A 16,996-nucleotide genomic window follows, 5' to 3' on the forward strand; every position below is an offset into this window, starting at 1 on the left:
TAACCAACTCGTGCTATCAGCGCATCAGCTGTATTGGCTTGCTGAATCAGCAGCGACTTTGGACTTCCTGGAATGGGTCAGTTGATAGGCAATTGCCAACCATATGAACCACCCCGGCATGACCATCAAGGCAATACGGGTGTCAGGTCTCAGTGCCAGCAAACAGAGAACAAAGCCCAGAAACGCCAAAGAGAACCAGGCCATTGGCACACCGCCAGGCATCTTGTAGACCGATTGCGCATGCAGATCGGGCCTGGCTCTGCGATAGGCAATGTATGACGCGAGGATGGTCGACCACGTGAAAATCACCAGGATTGCCGACACGGTAGAGACGATGGTAAACGCGGTCATGACCTCTGGAACGATGAACAGCAGCAGTACGCCCACCAGCATCAACAAAGTGGTAAACGCCAGGCTCAGCAGAGGCACGCTATTGCCCGACAAGCGCCGGAAAACCCCAGGAGCATTGTCGTGACTGGCCAATCCGAACAGCATGCGACTGGATGAAAATACGCCACTGTTGGCCGATGAGGCGGCAGACGTCAGCACCACGAAATTGACGATACCGGCGGCGGCGGGAAATCCTGCAACCAGAAACAGTTCGACGAAAGGGCTCTTGTTGGGCGACACCTGCTGCCAGGAAGTCACCGCAATAATGCAAGCCAGTGCCAGCACATAAAACAGGATGATTCTCAGCGGAATCGAGTTAATGGCTTTAGGCAGGGTCTTTTCGGGGGCGCGCGTTTCGGCGGCGGCAGTGCCGATCAGTTCGGTGCCGGCAAAGGAGAAGATTGCCATCTGGAATCCGGCAAAGAAACCGAACAGACCGTTGGGAAAGGCTGCCTGTTTATCCAGCAGGTGGTTCAGGGATGCAGTCACGCCACTGGGTGAAACAAAGGAGCTGGCGATCATCACTATGCTGACGCCAATCAGGGTGACGACAGCAATGATCTTTATGATCGCAAACCAGAACTCCACTTCGCCGAAAAGCCTGACAGTCAGCACGTTCAAGGCGAACAGCGTCATTAACATACCGATGGCCGGGATCCACGCAGGTACATCGGGGAACCAGTACTGAAAGAATCCGCCGACCACGACGGCATCGCCCACCACAGCGACACTCCAGCTTAGCCAGTACGACCAGCCGAGGAAAAATGCCGCTCGCGGGCCGAGGTAGGCACCAGTAAAATCGGCGAAGGTTTTGAAGTTCAAGTTGGAGAGCAACAGTTCGCCCATGGCGCGCATGACGAAGTAGACGAACATCCCGATGATCATATAAATGAGGATGATCGACGTGCCTGAGAGGGCAATGATCTTTCCTGAACCCATGAACAGGCCTGTACCGATGGCGCCTCCCATGGCCATTAATTGAATGTGACGATTGCTGAGCGTGCGCTGCAGCGCGGGCTGTTCAACCCGCTCGGACGGAGTCGATTTCATTACAAAACCTCTTGATTTTATGTTTTTGAGTTTTGGCAGAAAGGTGGGTGTCTAGCGTTCTTGTTAGAGGTACAACGGCTAATACCGGTGTTGTTTTGGGAGTGGCAGGGTTCCTCATCCACTCAACCCCGAGCCCCCCCTTGGCGCTTTGCTCAGGGGGCGCCATCGATGGCTATCAGCTGGCGGTGCGCAGGCGCGAGGGGGCGATTGCGGGCGGCTGATCAAGCAGTTGGTAAAGATTTTTTATGTTGGCAGGCGTGGGCACCAGATGGATGCGCTCACCAATGGCATGCTCCCGTGCCAGATCGTGCACGTAGCGCAGGGATGAAAAGTCTTCCAGAGCGAAGCCCACCGAATCGAATACGGTGACCTGCGTGTCGCTCTCGCGGCCCGGGACTTCGCCCTGAACAATCCGGAAAAACTCGACGACGGGAAAGTCAGGCTCCAGTTGTTGAATATCGCCTTCAATCCGGGTTTGAGGTTCAAACTCAACAATGACCCGGGCATTGCGCAGAATGTCGGCGTGCAGTTCGGTTTTCCCGGGGCAGTCACCGCCGACTGCATTGATATGCATGCCGGGCTCGATCATCTCGGGCGTCAGAATCGTCGCATAGGCTTTGTCGGCGGTGACTGTGGTGACGATGTGCGCGCCCTTCACCGCCTCCTGCACCGAGCTGGCCAGAATCACCTCAATGTCCGGGAACGCGCACAGGTTGTGCTTCAGCTTGAGTGAAGCGTCGCGGTCGATATCGAAAATGCGCAGTTGCTTGATCGACAGCATTTCGTGGAAGGCAAGGGCCTGAAATTCGCTCTGCGCGCCATTGCCGATGATTGCCATGATGCTTGCATCGGGCCGCGCCAGGGACTGCGCAACCAAGGCAGAGGTCGCGGCAGTGCGTACGGCAGTGGTCAGCGTCAGTTCGCTGAGCAGCGTTGGATAGCCACTCTGGACATCGGCCAGGACACCGAAGGCCATGACCGTCAGCAAATTCCTTTGTCCGTTATCCGGGTGACCATTCACGTATTTGAACGAGTACTGTTGGCCATCGTCGGTGGGCATCAACTCGATTACACCGTCGGCTGAATGATTGGCGGTGCGTGGCGACTTATCAAACTGTGCCCAACGCGCATAGTCGGCTTCGATATACCCCGCCATTTCGTGGATTGCGCGGCGGATTCCCACCTTGGCGAACAGGCGTGCGGCATGATCGACATCTATAAAAAGAGTCATGTTTTTATTCTCCGATTTAATGTTTGAAGCGCTGCCATTCGGGGGGTGGTTCAGGCGCGCTTGCTCTCGTAGCCATGCAGCACGTTGACCGCATTGATCCCGATTTCATCGACCATGTAGCCACCTTCCATCACGAACAGAGTGGGGCTGCCCACGCTCGCTATCAGCTCGCCGATGCCGATGAAATCGTCGCTTTCCAGCAGGAAGTGGCTGATGGGGTCGTCCTTGAACGTGTCGACGCCCAGTGAAATAACCAGCACTTCAGGGGAAAATTGCTGGAGTTTCTTGCAGGCGTGGAGCAAGGCGTTGCGGTAGCTTTCCCAGGTGGTGTTCTTCGGCATTGGATAGTTCAAGTTGTAACCTTCGCCGTGGCCCGCGCCGACTTCGTGGCTGAAGCCTGAGTAGTACGGATAGGACACCGTCGGTTCGCCGTGCAGCGAGACAAACATGACGTCACTGCGCTCGTAGAAAATGTTCTGGGTGCCGTTGCCATGATGAAAATCGACGTCCAGTACCGCGACACGCTTGGCGCCTTGGGTAATGGCCCTTTGTGCAGCAATGGCGGCGTTGTTGAGATAGCAGTAGCCGCCCATGTATTCACGCGCGGCGTGATGGCCGGGCGGGCGGCACAGGGCAAAGGCACTGTCGTGGCCTTCATCGATCAACGCCAGGCCAGTGAGGGCTATATCTGCACTGGTTTTAACCGCTTGCCATGTCGTCGCGGTAATCGGCGAGCCAGCGTCCATGGCGTAGAAACCCAGTTTGCCGTCGATGAAGGCCGGTACTTGTTCGTTGGACAGATCGCGCACTGGCCATACCAGCGGCAGGGCATCGTGGGTACGTCCGGTCGCGCACCATTCTGCCCAGGCACTTTCCAGAAAGCTGACGTAGCGCTCGCTGTGCGCGTTGACGTAGCACGCGCGGTCAAAGGCTCGCGGCTCTACGATCTGGCCAAGGCCTACCTGCTTGACGCGGTTATGGACGGTATCGGCCCGACTGGGCTGTTCGAACGACGGCTTGAGCACGCCGTCTTTCAATTCGGTGCCGTGGTGCAAACGGTGGGAATCACTGAAAACTGTAAACATTCTGCGCATCCGTTAATGTGAGCCAGTGCAAATATTCTGTTCCGGCAGGGATGCGCTTTCTTTGCTTTGTTTTCGTGGTTTACTAGATTTTTCGGGTTTTTATACTCAGGATTTGCCAAATGCAGAAAAAATCATCCAAACGCATCAGTCTCGACGAGACGGACTTGGCAATACTCACGTTGCTGCAAGAGGATGCGAGCATTTCCAACGCCGAACTCAGCGAGCGCCTGTCGTTAAGCCTGACTCCTTGCTGGCGGCGGCGAAAGAGAATGGAAGAGGCGGGAGTGATAAAGGGCTACCAGGCAAACCTTGATCGACGCATGCTGGGACTGGACATCATGGCGTTCGTGCACATCCGTTTTTCCACCCACGCCGACCACGCTCCCGACGCCTTCGAGGCGGTGATTGCGCAATTGCCCGAAGTGTTGTCCTGTCACAAGATCACCGGGGATGCTGATTACGTGCTGCAAGTGTTGGCAGAGGATCTTGATAGCTATAGTGACTTTATCGAGCAGGTGCTCAGGCGTCAGGTGGGTATCGCATCCATCCAGTCCAGCCTGGCATTACGCGAGGTCAAGACCAGTAGCCGTATTGCGATACCCAAATCGCGCAAAGACTGAATGGGCCGAAGCGCCATCCAACCCCTGCCGACTTAACCTCACCTCTGTGACGACGGACTCACCACCGCCACACAGGGTGTGCTCTTACTCCTTCGCGTCAACCTGATCCAATGCCTGATTCACCGCCAATTCTCCCAGCATCACCACCTGCGTAATCCCCAACAAAGTCTTGCGGTGTGAGTTGTCCAGCAACGCCGCGAAGTTGTTGAGCATGGTGGTGGCCGAGCCCAGTGATTCGCTGGCGTTGGCCAGCAGGGATTCGGTGTCGTACTTGGGATTGACGAGGAACATGCGCTCGGGCTCCTTGGCCGCGGCCATGATGAGGGCGCCTGGGTTGAGGTAATGGTCGAGGGCGCGCTCGGCGGCGTCGTGGAATTTCTTGGAATCGACGGATTCGTACGGGGATGCCGGATCGGTATCCGGTGGGTTGGGTGTTGGTTTGATCATGAATGAAGCTCTCTAGTTAATGCTTAAAAAGGAGCCTTCACCCTCGCTACCAAACGATGGGTGGCGGCCATACGCGGGTTGGTAGACCGGTAACTAGATAAACCCGGCGCCCCCGAAGGAGCCCTGCGCATGGCCACCATAAAGTAGAGACCTGAAAGGATCTGCAAACGGCGCGCTATGCGTCTAGTTATACCGGGCTACCAAACCCGATCACTGTTTTTCAGTGACCCAGCCACGATAGAACCCGTGCCCCAGACGCACAAGCCGGCGGATTCTGGCGTACGCGTAGGTAACGGCGCAAGGCGTTGTAGCCCTTAGGACGTAACACTGGGTGTCATTAAACGCGCGCATTGAAACCCGTTTAAGGCATCAAACGTTGGGCCAATATTTCTTGGCTGAAATTGATGGTGTTGGGTCTGACGCCTTCGCGGGCAAGCCCGCTCCCACATTGGGAGACGGGTTCAATTGTAGAAACCGGGGACATCCTTTACGTTTTAATCGGAAACTTCGGTACTGGCGCGCATTGCGCGCTTCATATGACGCTCACGGCGCTCAGGACGCACGAACAAACCACGATCACTGTGGAGTCAGTGTGTAGTGGTAGTGGACTGCTCCCGTCTGTGGATGTACCAGCCAGTAATCATCCTTGTCTTTTTTTAATCGATAACATTCTTTGGGGATTTTGGGCGAGGTGAAACAAATCACCCCCTCCTTGACGGTCCAATATTCCGTCTCGGGTGGTTTACCGGACAGCGTGAATATTTCGGTCCCATCAGCATTAAAACTTAACGTATAGGGTAGGCCTGAAGGGCCGATATTATTGAGTTTGTTCCCGACCAAGGTGCTGCGCACTTGCTCATCATCAAGCGCCACCGCTGAAGGAGAAACCGGCTTCACTGTATTTCCACCAGACGTAGCACACCCGGACAAGGCAAGTACCAGGAACAGGCGACTCCAACGTTCAATATTCATACCTTACCTCCATTGCCGCAAACCCCGATAAAACTTATCAATCAAAAGACAACAGTCACAGCCTTTATTTGACTTTGAATTTGTTATTGGTTTTGTTATTCACGCTATCGACAAACCAGATTGCAACCCCATCAGTGAGTACTTTATTGCACTCCTTGCCATATTTCTGATAGGTCACACAGATAACATCCTCCATAATCACCCAATGACCCGCCTGCTCAGGATCGCTGGAAATCTGGATTACTGCAGTCCCATCAGGGTTTAATGTTTCAGTAAAGGGATAACCGGTAGACGTCACACTCGAATGCTTGCGACCTATCACCGTCGAGTTAATCTCGCTCCCACTTAGTTGTTTCGCGTTTGCCGGCGCAGCGGCGTGGGCATCAGCCGCAGTTTGATGACCAGAAGAAGAGCAGCCCGTCATGAACAGCACGACTAGTGAATAAATAATTACCTTATTCATAACCTTCACCTTGGTCTACGGGTCCAATGCTTTGATGGTAGCCACTCAACAACCCGCAAATATATTTATTCACGATAAAGTTAATAGCGCAAAACCATCGAAGATGAATCATTCGTGAGACAAAGTTTAGGCGATAGGAATTAGAGGACAGGTTTATTCTTTTCCAGTTCGCTTGCTACAGTTATTGGGAGGTCGCCTCACCGTCAACCGATAGATCAAGGGTCCATCTGTCTTGTTCGAGGCAGCCGGTCGAACGCTGAATGACGGAGGTGTTTCAATGAAGGGCAGGACATCAGCCATTGATTACATTACGTATCAACTGAAATGCGCATCAGCGGCGTTATCACAGCAATGCCCTACCGATAAATTAGGCAGGATTTTTGTCTCTTCAGCGGCGACTCGCCTCACGTGTTTATAGAGAACCCGGTGTCGATGCCGATTTACAGATGACGTAGCCAAGGTGCCTCTCATGATTCACAGCCTTATGAAAACTGCCTGCCTGACCACCCTTCTTGTCGCGTGCGCAGCAATGCCGTTTGTTCAGGCGCAACCCTTGCCGCTCGGCAAACCCGGGGCTTTGCATAATGAAGACGTGGAGTGGCGTAGCTTTCCAGCGTTCCCGAAGGAAGTGAAGCTCGCGGTTGTGGTCGGCGACCCTAGTAAGCCAGGCCCTTACGTTGTGAGGGTCAAAGTGCCTGACGGCATTAAATTAATGCCCCATACCCACCCTGAAGACCGTATCTACACCGTAATGTCCGGTGTGTTTTATATTGGTTTCGGGTCTGTCTTTGATCCGGACAAGTTGGTTGCTTACGGTCCTGGCAGTGTTGTAGTTCTCCCGGCCAATACGCCGCATTTTCATTGGGCCAAGTCGGGGGAGTACATCTCTCAGGTGTATGGAACAGGTCCGTTGGGGCTTGAGTATATTGATAGTCATGACGACCCTCGTAACTCGTCAAAATAAGAAACCTGCACGGCGAAGTCCGCTATGCGCACTCTGCAACTGGCGACGAGTACGCGGGATAGTCGATGTAGCCGTGTGCTCCCCCACCGTAGTAAGCCTCCCTTCCCGCTTCGGCCAGTGGCCAGCCGTGGCGCAAGCGATTGACCAGGTCGGGATTGGCAATAAACGGCCGGCCAAAAACCACCAGGTCGCTTAATCCTTCTTCGATAGCCTGCTGCGCTGTTTCACGGGTGAATCCGCCCGATACCATCAAGGTGCCGTCGTAAGCGGCACGGAAATCTTTTTGGAAACGCGGCGTGCCGAGATGGCTCGCATGCAGGTAAGCAATCTGGCGTTGCGACAGTGCTCCGGCCAGGGCAAGCCAAGTGGCCTCTTCGCCATCGAACGGGTGCAGATCCGCCAAGTGGGCGAAAGGCGACACGCGCACACCTACCTTCGAACTGCCGATCTGCGCACTCACCGCATCGACCGTCTCAAGCAGCAATCGCAGGCGATTCGCAATCGGTGCTCCACCGTAACGATCTTCACGTGTGTTGAAGCCGCCGTTGATGAACTGTTCAAACAGAAAGCCGTTGCCGGCATGGATTTCGACGCCGTCAAAACCTGCCGACATGGCATTGGCCGAGGCAAGGCGAAAGTCTGCAATGACCTGCCGAATACCCTCGGCATCCAAAGCCACGGGCGCACTCACAGGAACCTGGGCAGGCTTGTCGTCGCTGTCGTAAGCATGCACCAACGTTTGAGCGGCGGGCATGGCCACGGGCGCGACAGGTGAGCGTCCCTCCAGCAAGGAAGAATGCGAGACGCGCCCCACATGCCATAGCTGGAGGAACATGCGTCCGCCGGCTTGATGAACCGCATCAGTCACGCGCTTCCAGCCTTGAATTTGCGCGGCGCTGTGGATGCCCGGGGTGTACAGGTAGCCACGTCCCTGTGGAGAAACCTGGGCGCTTTCACTGATGATCAGGCCGGCTCCGGCGCGCTGTGCGTAGTAGGTAGCCATGTCTTCAGACGGCACGGTGCCCTCGACGCGAGCGCGGGTCATCGGTGCCATGACGATGCGATTCGGCAGTGGCTGACCCGAGAGGTCATAAGATTCGAAAAGTGATGACATGAGTGATTTCTCCGCGTGCTCTCAGGAATGTGACGGGAAGTACGGCAGCACGTACTCGCCGAGTTCGTCGAGGATTTCGCCATAGGGTTGACGGCTGACCTTGGGGTTGAGCGCGATATGCGAGACACCGGCAGATTGCGCTTGCTCCAGGTAATTGCGCAGGCCGTTTCGCCCCGCCCGGAAACCGCCCTGGATGCGCTGGAACGGCTGATCCGGGTTGTCGCTGAGGTCCAGATAACCACCCAGGCCCAACGGTTTGAAGGCATTGCGGTTCTCTGCTTCCTGCACGGAGGCGCGCCAATTCTCGCCCAACGATGCCAACCGCTCTGGGCTTTGGACACCGGCGAGATAGCCATCGAGGTGCTGTGCCAACCATTCGATGCTTTGTTGCGCCTGGCCAACAGCAATCGAGGGAACGCGGCCATACGGCGCTTTCGGCACCAGATCGAGGTTGCCCGGCGAGCCACCGAATCGCTCGGAACGGAAACGCGGGAAACTCTGTTCGATCAGGGTTCGAAACACCGAAAAGGCATCACGGTAGCGATCGCCTCGGGACTCATAATCGATGCCCAGCATCGGGTAATCGCTGTATCGATCGCCCGAGGAAAAGCCCAACACCAGACGACCTTCACTGAGTTGATCGAGGGACGTCGCTTGCTTGGCCAGGTACATCGGATCACGGGTCGGCAACACAATACCCGTGGTACCCAGGACGATGCTGCGGGTGGCAGCGGCCAGGTAGCCGATGTAGACCAGTGGCTCAAAGATCTGCGCCACATCGCCATACTCCGGGTCGTAGAAAGGTATGTCGCGCATCCATAACGCACCAACGCCAAGCGCTTCGGCGCGCTGCGCCATCTCCACGTGATCACGCATGGTCGGAGCTGGTCGGCCCGGGTGGGTTTCGAGGGGCAAAATCAGGCCAATCGTGAGCGCCTCCGGTTTGAACAAGCGTTGAAACCCGGGATGACGCTCAAGTGAAGGATGCGCGGTCGGTAAAGTGGCAGGTTGAGCGGGTGGCGAGAAATGTGTGGCGGTAGTCATGATGGCAGTCCCGTAAGTGACGATGACTGACATATTTATTGATTCCTCAGGCTGGATAAACAGCAGTTCGCGCCCTTTACACGGTCCTCTGAGTCCCCAATGGCGTTATCTTTCCCAAGGCACTCCCGTTTCCCACCGCTCAATCAACAGATCAATGAACTGGCGAACGCGGGGGGACAAGTGACGCTTGCTGGTGTAGACGATTCGGATGGGGTCGGGAGGTGCGCGAAAGGGTTTCAGCACTTCCACTAACGTGCCGTCGCGCAGGTCGTTACCGGTAATGTAGGTCGGCAGGTGAATCAGGCCGATGCCTGCCAGCGCCGCTTCTCGCGTGGCTTCGGAACTGTCGATGTTCAGTCGCCCAGGCTGTTCGTATAGATGAAGGCCGGCAGGTGTCTGGTAACGCCAGACGGTCGGCTGCTCGCCATTGAATAAAGCGATGGTGTCATGTTCGATAAGGTCAGCGGGTGTTTGCGGCACTCCGCGCTGGGCCAGATATGTTGGCGAGGCGCACGTCGCAAACTGCTGCCAAGCCACGGTACGGGTGAATAAATTTGAGTCATCTTTGGGCGCACCGATCCGTACGGCGATGTCGATGCCCTCTTCGATCAGATCAACAAAGCGATCGGTAAACCAGACGTCCGCCCGCAGTTCAGGCCACTGTTTCAGATAAGCACCCAGAATCGGCAGAATGTGACGCTGACCAAAAGACAGCGGCGCGGTGAGTTTGAAGGTCCCGGTTGGCCTTCCACGGCGCAAGGCCATGGTTGCGTCCACCTCATCCAGATCTTCGAGAATCTGCCGCCAGCGCTCATAAGCCACCTGTCCTTCATCAGTCAGGCTCAGTTTGCGCGTCGTGCGATTGAGCAGCCGTGCGCCCAGCCGGCTTTCCAGGCGAACTATACTTTTTCCCACTGCCGATCGGGTCAGGCCGAGTGAGGCCGCCGCTGCGGTGAAGCTTCCAGCCTTCACGGCGCAGACAAATGCAGCGATGTCACCAAATCGGTTAGCTTCCACGGGTAGCTTTACTCCAGAACATGCACATAGTGTATGCGGAGCATAAAGCTCGCTGCGTTTCCTTTTCATTCATCAACAGGACTGGACCATGATCCTCAAGCGCGCAGGCTCGCAGCCATCGATAAAAGCCCCTGAAGCGTACTTCACGGGCACCGTCCGCATGGACCCAATCAACACCCCTCCTGAACCGGCCCGAGCGTCCATCGTCAGCGTCACCTTTGAACCCGGTGCTCGTAGCGCCTGGCACACCCATCCGCTGGGTCAGACGCTGATCGTCACTGCAGGCTGCGGCTGGACGCAGTGTGAAGGCGAACCGATCGTGGAAATTCGTGCCGGCGATGTGATCTGGTGCCCACCGGGTCATAAACACTGGCACGGCGCGAGCGCCACCACCGCCATGACCCATATTGGGGTCCAGGAAGCGTTGGATGGTGTGAGTGTCGTCTGGATGGAAAAGGTCACCGACGAGGAATATAACGTCGGCCCGACGGGCGAATGATTTGACCTGTTGAGTGAACCGGCCAGTTGAAACCGAATGGATTCAGGGGAAGCGCGGCGTGGTATTCGGCACACATGCCGCAATCCACGCCAGCCCATCCCTGCGTTTTGCGGAACCCGCCATCAAGCGGCGGCGAGGCCTCCATCAATAAAGTAGATCGCCGCAGAGAACGTCACGATCGACAATACGGTGCTGACCAGAATGGAGGTCGCGGCTTCACTTTGATAGGCGCCGGTCTGGTTTGCAAACATCGCCGGGATCGTCGCCGATGGAAGCGCGCAAAGCAGGATCATTTGTTGTGCGTACAGGCCACGAGTGCCCAGCAGGACCGTCGCGCCGAACATCAACACAGGGTGAATGAACAGCTTGAGCCCAAGGTTGCCCCAGACTTCACCGGACATTTTCAGTTTCTCTGACGACATGATCAGCCCCAGGCACAGCAGGGATACGCCGGGCGTGGCCTTGCCGAGAAGAGTGAGGGACTCGGCAGCAAGCGGCGGCAACTTGACCTGCAGCACGGAAAGCAGAATCCCCAACGCCGGCGCCCACATCAGCGGACGACGTACCGCCCCTGAAAGGCTGGACACGAACGCCTGCCCGCCACTGGCCTTTCCATCGGCGATGGTGAGCAACATGGTCGTCAGCGGAATCATCACCAGGCTCGCGACCAGGTTCAGCACCAGCACCGAGTAAATGCTGCCCGCGCCGAACATTGCGCCCAGGATCGGGATGCCCATGAAGGCAGCGTCCGGATAACCGTTCACGAAACCTTTGAGCGTCGCCACCTTGAGATTGCGAGAGCTGAACCAGCCGATCGCCAACGCCATCGTGTACATGCCCATGATGCCGATGAAAGTCGCTACGATGAACTTGAAGTCGAACAGCTGTTCACGGGGCGTGCTCGCCATACCGACGAATAGCAACGCCGGGAATATCCAGCCGAGCACCAGCCGACTGATCAGCAAGCTGTCCGAATGGGTAAGCCGTCCGCGCTTGCCGGCGATGTAGCCCAGCGCGATCACAAAGGCGACGGGTAAAATCGGTCCTACGATCCTGTCTAACATGTCATCAATCCTCGTATTTGTTTTTATCAAGAATGTCGTCATGACTGATCGAGGCCGACACTTCGGCTTCGATCAACTCGGCAATGAACAAGCGGCTTTTGGGGTCAAGGTTTGAAGCGGTAGTCCCGAATCACGTCCGGGTCCGGCTCGATGCCGAGCCCCGGCCCTTGCGGGACGTCGATGCGGCCGTTACGCGGAATGATGGCGTCGCCATAGAGTTGCGCTTCGAGATCGAAGTAACGCCATTCGACCAGTGACTTGGCGCCGCCCAGGGCCGCACTTCCATGCACCGCCGCCAGCAGGCCGGGGCCGTCATAAAAGGCGTGGACCATCACGGTGACGCCATGGGCGTTGGCCAGCGCATAGACTTTTTGCAATTCGGTGATGCCGCCCATTTTGGCGGGGCTCGGCTGCACGAAGTCCACCGCGCCGGCCTCAAGCAGGTGCTGGAAGTCCATGAGCGTCGAGGCATTCTCGCCTGCTGCCACCGGAATGCCGCCGTGCGCGCGAACCCTTGCCAGCCCCGAGTAATCTTCCGGTGGCCACACCGGTTCTTCGATCCAGCGCAGGTTCAATGGGCGAAGTTTCTCGGTCATGTCCAACGCTTCGCGCACCGTCCACGGAGCGTTGACGTCGAGGGTGATTTCCACGCCAGGACCGGCGGCCTCACACGCCGCGCGGATAACGTTGATATCCACCTCGTGCAGCTTGAGGTGACGAAAACCGCTGTTGACCGCGCGCTGCACATTGACGCGGATGAGCTCGGGATCGGCGTAACGGATCAGGCTTGCATACGCCGCAAGCGACGTCGCCTCACTGCCGCCCAGCAGTTGGTAGATCGGTTTTTCGGCGGCTTTGCCGGCGATATCCCACAGCGCAATGTCTATCGCCGAGAGGCCATAGATAAACGCGCCGCTGCGACCGAAAACGTGAAATTTCTTCTGCAGATCGCCCTGTAACTTCTCCCGTCGAGTGACATCACTGCCGATCAGCTCAGGCGCAAGGATCGTGTCGATCACCACTTTGACTGCTGGGATCGCGGTGAAGCCGAAGGTTTCGCCCCAGCCAACGATACCGTCGTCGGTGGTGATCTTGACCACAAGAGAATCGACCATTTGCAGGTCTTTCGGCCCCCAGACCCCGCCGGCTGACGGGCCACCGGTGGTGAAGGGAATACGAAGCGGAATGGTTTCAATGCTGGCAATTTTCATAAGACTGCGCCTCAAGCGGGTTGCGAAGCTGGCACAGCGATTTTTTGAATTCGTCCGTGTCAGGTTGAGGACAACGTACACGACGTCCTGTTGTCCTTCAACTGAACAACTGAGTGATTTCGACAGACTTTGGTCTATGTTTCTGTCAACTCATTGTTTTTATTGATTTTTATATTTTATGCGTTTAGCGAAATTCAGTTTTAACTGTCAGGAACAAGTCTTCTGATGTAGATTAAGAAGACAAGTGAGGGGATGAAAAAGAATGAGTGAAATGAATGTGCAACCCGTAGCGCGGCGACCTCATCTGGCCGAGCACATCGCCCGCTCGTTGAGCGACGAGATCGCTTCCGGGCGGCTGCGACCGGGTGACCGCTTGCCCACCGAACAGTTTCTCTCGCAGAACTTCGGCGTCAGCCGCAACGTGGTGCGTGAAGGCATCGCCACGCTGCGGGCGCAGGGGCTGATTCAGTCACGCCAGGGCGTAGGTGTCTTCGTCTCCGAGCCCCCGCAATCGTCGGAGCCTTTGGCACCGCGCGCGAGTGCGCCGATGCTGGACGGTGACAACACCATTCGAAACATGTTTGAAGTGCGAGCCGTTCTGGAAAGCCAGGCCGCCGCCCTCACCGCCTCGCACATGACTCCCGCCAAGCTGAAAGTCATTCAGGCAGCGGTCTTGCGTATGCAATACGAAGGCGAGCCGACCCTGGAAACCGTCAACGCCGATCTCGATTTTCACAGGGCCGTGGCGGCAGCGTCGGGCAATGATTATCTGGAGACGATGATTCGCACGGTGCTCGAGCCGATGCGCGCGCTGATCACGATGACCTTCGCGCGCCGAGGCCCGGTGTTCAGCAACATTCCACATGCGGCTCGCGGAGAACATGAACAGCTCGTACAAGCGTTCATCGATCGCGATGCGACGGCGGCACGCCAGATCATGGGGGAACATATCGTCAACGCAGCCTCTCGATTTGGCTACGAGATCAACTTTTTCTAACCGTATGTGCGGAAAGGCCGTTGTCTCGTTGTTCTACAAGACAGGCCAGTTGTTCCTTTAATGATGCGAGCATGGCGATCTGGCGAACCATTGGCCGATAAAATCGTCAACTTCGCTGCGGGCACAACCAGGCGCGTATCAATAAACCCATCGCGTTACTTCGTTGGTGGACTGAGCCTCAGATGCGCGTTGACTTTCCCGTTTTTGGGATCGACCAACCAGTACTCATTGTTGGCCACCTTCACCTGGCTGCATTCCGTTGGATAATCTTTCGCTATAACGCAAACAACACCGTCGTTAAGCGTCCAGCGTTCTGTCTCGGGCTTGTTAGGCGCCATCTCGAATACGTCTGTCCCATCAGGGGAGAAGGTGATCGAATAAGGATGACTGCCTTCGCGCGTGGTTCCGTACAGTTTCTTGCCGGTGAACGTACTCTGGATCTGTTGATCATTTAACGTTGCTGCGGTTGCCGGCACCGGCGGTGGTTGATAAGGGGGGCTGGTTGCGCAAGCGGCCAAAGAGAACAAAAAAATGAACGTGCCGAACTTTAATAAATTCATGCCACACCTTCCTTGTATTGACCGAAACAATTTCCGGTGAATCAAGCATAGATAACCGTGGCGGATGGCCTGGTCCAGGCGCCGGACGGGTGAGGCTCATGAATGCAAAACACAAAAAAAGGAGACGGATATAGTTTAAGAAAACTATAAACCCATCCCCTTTTTTCAAGCTTTCAGGGTCCATTCCGTCAAGCAGAAAGCTTCAACTGCGACCCACTGAACCTGTGACCGGTAAATTACCCAGCAACTTGAGCCCCGTACTTTTTACGAAAGCGTCATAGTCCATCGGTCTCTCAATACGAGTTTCTGCGTTGGGTAATACGTAAGCCCAGGCACGCTTGGACGATGCGTCGTAAACCAGCTTGAACAGGCGGGTCGGCACCCAGACCCTGTTGTCGCCAATGGTGGAATGACCCGAGCCAAAGAGCGGCCCGGTAAACACAAAAACATCGCCATCGGCTCGCTTGGCAAATTTCCTGACATCGGATTCGACCTTGCTCCAGATCTTCCGGTTGTTGGTGGGGTCTTGCGGCACCATGTTCGACAGCGCAAAAGATTGCGCCATCGCATGAGGACTTGGCGCATCCGCTGCAGGAGATTGATGACCACGGTCCACGGCTGGATGCTGACTACGGTAGTCGCTCAACTCTGCCCGTCCACCCTTGGGGATGCGTGGGTCGGCATAGAACTGGTTAGTGCGCTCTTCCCCTTTTGCATCCTGAAGCTGGGCGGCAGTAAGACGCTCTACCACCACCAACGGTGTCTTGCTGGTTTGCGAGTACAGCACTGCAAAGTTGTCGGAACACAAGGCCAGCGGGTTCATTGTTGCAGGCACGGTAGCCATGTTGATCGGCTTGGCTGCCGGGAACAGATCGGCACAGCCCTCGAACGACGCCTGTTTCTGTTTGTTTGAATAGAGGTCCAGCGCTGCGTTCTGGCTGATCGAGCCGGAGCGGGATACGTGTTCCTGAGACTGGCTTTGCGGCTTGAGGAAATCCAGGAGGCTGCGGGCTTCCGCGCCGGTTGAGAGCAAAACAAGGGCCGACAGCCCAACTGCAATTTTGCGTAGGTGCATGCTTTAGATCTTCGAATGGGATTGAGGAGTAAACGTAGGGCGAGTGCCGATTCAGGGAGACGGCTGCGGATTATGTTGCGGTGAGCATGCTTTCACTGTCCTTGATCAAAATACCCGTGCGGAACCGGTCGGCTCCAAACAGTACGACCACTAACGATCGTGCGCGTTATGACCACCATTAATTCCTTTAGTGCTGAGCAGCGTTGGCATTCTACCTGTCAATTCACGTCGACAAAGTGATCGGTACAAAACAGGGATAACCAAACCGCTGACGTCAATCGTATTCGCATCCTCACATGCACAGACGACGAGTCAGATCATCCAGAAGCCATCGGCCTGCTTTCCCTAAAGAGCGATTTTGCATGTGCGCTGCGTAGATCGTAAGCGTGTCTGGTGTGCGCTGAAGTTCGGCGGTTAACTCAAGCGGCACGAGGCGTCCTGACGCCAGATGATCCGCAATCAGATGCTCCGGCATTCGGCACCAGCCGAACCCGGCAAGCAAAAAATCCAGCCGTCGTGCCAAATCTACAAACCGCCACTGGTGGCTGCCCGTCACTCCATAACTTGGGCCGTCGGGGGTAACCGGATCGGAAAGTACCAGTTGCACATAAGGCTTGAGGTCAGCACTTGTTGCCCGACGGCCTAACATGGCCAACGGATGCCCGCTGGCGACCACAGGCCGCAAGTCGACACTGAGCAGCGGCAACGCGGTGACATCGTCGGGCACTGTCGGAATCAATGTGCAAAGCGCCAGCGCGGCATCGCCGTTGCGCAATCGGCGCTCCGCACCGCCCAAGCCTTCTGTAGAAAAACTCACGGCCAGATGCGGGAAAGCCTCACGGATAGCGCGCAGGCTTTCGATGAGCGGTGCGCTAGGGACCAACGGGTCTATGGCGATCGCCAACTCCGGCTCAACCCCAGCTGCCGTACTGGCGGCCATTGCTTCAAATTGGGCAGCGCTTGCCAGCACTGCGCGCGCTTGAACCACCAGCACTCTACCCACCTCGGTGAGCGTGGGACGATGGCCGCTGCGATCAAACAGCCTCACACCTTGAACTGACTCGAGGGTGGCAATCGACTGGCTAATTGCAGATTGAGCGCGCCGCAGGTGACGTCCCGTTGCCGAGAAACTACCTGTTTCAGCAATGGTTACGAGGATGCGCAACTGATCCAGGCTGAGATTTCCGATCATG

The 16,996-nt window shown here is 56.3% G+C and carries 18 protein-coding genes; 4 read left to right on the forward strand and 14 right to left on the reverse strand.

The genetic code is table 11. The features are described from left to right. Positions 1–24: 24 nt before the first annotated feature. The 3 genes from K5K95_RS29205 to K5K95_RS29215 form a co-directional block, all read right to left on the reverse strand. On the reverse strand, positions 25–1,440 hold the full coding sequence (locus K5K95_RS29205) for an amino acid permease (protein WP_222587303.1): 1,416 nt from the start codon (positions 1,438–1,440) through the stop codon (positions 25–27). 175 nt (positions 1,441–1,615) lie between these two features. Then, positions 1,616–2,671, reverse strand: coding sequence for an ornithine cyclodeaminase (locus K5K95_RS29210; RefSeq protein WP_222587304.1), 1,056 nt, complete (start codon positions 2,669–2,671; stop codon positions 1,616–1,618). A 50-nt stretch (positions 2,672–2,721) separates the two neighbouring features. Then, complete coding sequence (locus K5K95_RS29215; RefSeq protein WP_222587305.1) at positions 2,722–3,756, reverse strand: histone deacetylase family protein; 1,035 nt, start codon at positions 3,754–3,756, stop codon at positions 2,722–2,724. A gap of 119 nt (positions 3,757–3,875) precedes the next feature. Here K5K95_RS29215 and K5K95_RS29220 point away from each other — a divergent pair, with 119 nt between their 5' ends. After that, a complete protein-coding gene (locus K5K95_RS29220) occupies positions 3,876–4,376 on the forward strand; it encodes an Lrp/AsnC family transcriptional regulator (protein WP_222587306.1) in 501 nt (166 codons plus the stop codon). An 84-nt stretch (positions 4,377–4,460) separates the two neighbouring features. Here K5K95_RS29220 and K5K95_RS29225 read toward each other — a convergent pair whose 3' ends face one another. The 3 genes from K5K95_RS29225 to K5K95_RS29235 form a co-directional block, all read right to left on the reverse strand. Beyond that, positions 4,461–4,823, reverse strand: coding sequence for a DUF6124 family protein (locus K5K95_RS29225; RefSeq protein ID WP_222587307.1), 363 nt, complete (start codon positions 4,821–4,823; stop codon positions 4,461–4,463). 576 nt (positions 4,824–5,399) lie between these two features. After that, on the reverse strand, positions 5,400–5,795 hold the full coding sequence (locus tag K5K95_RS29230) for a hypothetical protein (protein ID WP_222587308.1): 396 nt from the start codon (positions 5,793–5,795) through the stop codon (positions 5,400–5,402). A gap of 64 nt (positions 5,796–5,859) precedes the next feature. Next, positions 5,860–6,258: a hypothetical protein gene (locus tag K5K95_RS29235; protein ID WP_090185356.1), complete on the reverse strand. Its 399-nt coding sequence runs from the start codon at positions 6,256–6,258 to the stop codon at positions 5,860–5,862. A 469-nt stretch (positions 6,259–6,727) separates the two neighbouring features. Between K5K95_RS29235 and K5K95_RS29240 the strand changes: the two genes are divergently transcribed. After that, positions 6,728–7,222, forward strand: coding sequence for a cupin domain-containing protein (locus K5K95_RS29240; protein ID WP_222587309.1), 495 nt, complete (start codon positions 6,728–6,730; stop codon positions 7,220–7,222). 22 nt (positions 7,223–7,244) lie between these two features. Here K5K95_RS29240 and K5K95_RS29245 read toward each other — a convergent pair whose 3' ends face one another. The 3 genes from K5K95_RS29245 to K5K95_RS29255 all read right to left on the reverse strand — a co-directional run bounded on the left by K5K95_RS29245 (position 7,245) and on the right by K5K95_RS29255 (position 10,397). Next, positions 7,245–8,336: an alkene reductase gene (locus K5K95_RS29245; RefSeq protein ID WP_222587310.1), complete on the reverse strand. Its 1,092-nt coding sequence runs from the start codon at positions 8,334–8,336 to the stop codon at positions 7,245–7,247. Between the two features lie 21 nt (positions 8,337–8,357). Further along, the gene (locus K5K95_RS29250) at positions 8,358–9,380 is read right to left on the reverse strand and encodes an LLM class oxidoreductase (protein WP_261398095.1); all 1,023 of its coding nucleotides are present in this window, start codon (positions 9,378–9,380) and stop codon (positions 8,358–8,360) included. Between the two features lie 105 nt (positions 9,381–9,485). Further along, positions 9,486–10,397: a LysR family transcriptional regulator gene (locus K5K95_RS29255; RefSeq protein WP_222587312.1), complete on the reverse strand. Its 912-nt coding sequence runs from the start codon at positions 10,395–10,397 to the stop codon at positions 9,486–9,488. A gap of 88 nt (positions 10,398–10,485) precedes the next feature. Here K5K95_RS29255 and K5K95_RS29260 point away from each other — a divergent pair, with 88 nt between their 5' ends. Then, positions 10,486–10,896 (forward strand): cupin domain-containing protein, encoded by a 411-nt coding sequence (locus K5K95_RS29260; RefSeq protein WP_090185372.1) that lies wholly within the window; start codon positions 10,486–10,488, stop codon positions 10,894–10,896. A 122-nt stretch (positions 10,897–11,018) separates the two neighbouring features. Here the strand turns inward: K5K95_RS29260 and K5K95_RS29265 are convergent, their stop codons facing one another. Continuing rightward, the gene (locus K5K95_RS29265) at positions 11,019–11,960 is read right to left on the reverse strand and encodes an AEC family transporter (protein WP_222587313.1); all 942 of its coding nucleotides are present in this window, start codon (positions 11,958–11,960) and stop codon (positions 11,019–11,021) included. A gap of 104 nt (positions 11,961–12,064) precedes the next feature. Continuing rightward, a complete protein-coding gene (locus tag K5K95_RS29270; RefSeq protein ID WP_222587314.1) occupies positions 12,065–13,171 on the reverse strand; it encodes a mandelate racemase/muconate lactonizing enzyme family protein in 1,107 nt (368 codons plus the stop codon). Positions 13,172–13,433: 262 nt separating this feature from the next. On the opposite strand from K5K95_RS29270, the gene K5K95_RS29275 reads away from it, so the two are divergent. Continuing rightward, complete coding sequence (locus K5K95_RS29275; RefSeq protein WP_222587315.1) at positions 13,434–14,168, forward strand: FadR/GntR family transcriptional regulator; 735 nt, start codon at positions 13,434–13,436, stop codon at positions 14,166–14,168. Between the two features lie 155 nt (positions 14,169–14,323). On the opposite strand, the gene K5K95_RS29280 is transcribed toward K5K95_RS29275, so the two are convergent. From K5K95_RS29280 to K5K95_RS29290, 3 genes are all read right to left on the reverse strand, one after another. Continuing rightward, positions 14,324–14,728, reverse strand: a complete 405-nt coding sequence (locus K5K95_RS29280) for a hypothetical protein (protein WP_222587316.1) — start codon at positions 14,726–14,728, stop codon at positions 14,324–14,326. 202 nt (positions 14,729–14,930) lie between these two features. Further along, positions 14,931–15,803 (reverse strand): DNA/RNA non-specific endonuclease, encoded by an 873-nt coding sequence (locus K5K95_RS29285; RefSeq protein WP_222587317.1) that lies wholly within the window; start codon positions 15,801–15,803, stop codon positions 14,931–14,933. A gap of 292 nt (positions 15,804–16,095) precedes the next feature. Then, positions 16,096–16,995, reverse strand: a complete 900-nt coding sequence (locus K5K95_RS29290) for a LysR family transcriptional regulator (RefSeq protein ID WP_222587318.1) — start codon at positions 16,993–16,995, stop codon at positions 16,096–16,098. Position 16,996: the final 1 nt, after the last annotated feature.

Source organism: Pseudomonas sp. DR48 (assembly GCF_019823085.1).
In the GTDB taxonomy this organism is placed as follows: domain Bacteria; phylum Pseudomonadota; class Gammaproteobacteria; order Pseudomonadales; family Pseudomonadaceae; genus Aquipseudomonas.

Excerpts from the sequence above, each read along its gene's own strand:
- K5K95_RS29260 (WP_090185372.1), top strand. The coding sequence starts at position 10,486 with ATGATCCTCAAGCGCGCAGGCTCGCAGCCATCGATAAAAGCCCCTGAA.
- K5K95_RS29275 (WP_222587315.1), top strand. The coding sequence starts at position 13,434 with ATGAGTGAAATGAATGTGCAACCCGTAGCGCGGCGACCTCATCTGGCC.
- K5K95_RS29225 (WP_222587307.1), bottom strand. The coding sequence starts at position 4,823 with ATGATCAAACCAACACCCAACCCACCGGATACCGATCCGGCATCCCCG.
- K5K95_RS29280 (WP_222587316.1), bottom strand. The coding sequence starts at position 14,728 with ATGAATTTATTAAAGTTCGGCACGTTCATTTTTTTGTTCTCTTTGGCC.
- K5K95_RS29240 (WP_222587309.1), top strand. The coding sequence starts at position 6,728 with ATGATTCACAGCCTTATGAAAACTGCCTGCCTGACCACCCTTCTTGTC.
- K5K95_RS29285 (WP_222587317.1), bottom strand. The coding sequence starts at position 15,803 with ATGCACCTACGCAAAATTGCAGTTGGGCTGTCGGCCCTTGTTTTGCTC.
- K5K95_RS29215 (WP_222587305.1), bottom strand. The coding sequence starts at position 3,756 with ATGTTTACAGTTTTCAGTGATTCCCACCGTTTGCACCACGGCACCGAA.
- K5K95_RS29210 (WP_222587304.1), bottom strand. The coding sequence starts at position 2,671 with ATGACTCTTTTTATAGATGTCGATCATGCCGCACGCCTGTTCGCCAAG.
- K5K95_RS29235 (WP_090185356.1), bottom strand. The coding sequence starts at position 6,258 with ATGAATAAGGTAATTATTTATTCACTAGTCGTGCTGTTCATGACGGGC.
- K5K95_RS29250 (WP_261398095.1), bottom strand. The coding sequence starts at position 9,380 with ATGACTACCGCCACACATTTCTCGCCACCCGCTCAACCTGCCACTTTA.
- K5K95_RS29205 (WP_222587303.1), bottom strand. The coding sequence starts at position 1,440 with ATGAAATCGACTCCGTCCGAGCGGGTTGAACAGCCCGCGCTGCAGCGC.
- K5K95_RS29265 (WP_222587313.1), bottom strand. The coding sequence starts at position 11,960 with ATGTTAGACAGGATCGTAGGACCGATTTTACCCGTCGCCTTTGTGATC.
- K5K95_RS29270 (WP_222587314.1), bottom strand. The coding sequence starts at position 13,171 with ATGAAAATTGCCAGCATTGAAACCATTCCGCTTCGTATTCCCTTCACC.
- K5K95_RS29230 (WP_222587308.1), bottom strand. The coding sequence starts at position 5,795 with ATGAATATTGAACGTTGGAGTCGCCTGTTCCTGGTACTTGCCTTGTCC.
- K5K95_RS29245 (WP_222587310.1), bottom strand. The coding sequence starts at position 8,336 with ATGTCATCACTTTTCGAATCTTATGACCTCTCGGGTCAGCCACTGCCG.
- K5K95_RS29290 (WP_222587318.1), bottom strand. The coding sequence starts at position 16,995 with ATGATCGGAAATCTCAGCCTGGATCAGTTGCGCATCCTCGTAACCATT.
- K5K95_RS29220 (WP_222587306.1), top strand. The coding sequence starts at position 3,876 with ATGCAGAAAAAATCATCCAAACGCATCAGTCTCGACGAGACGGACTTG.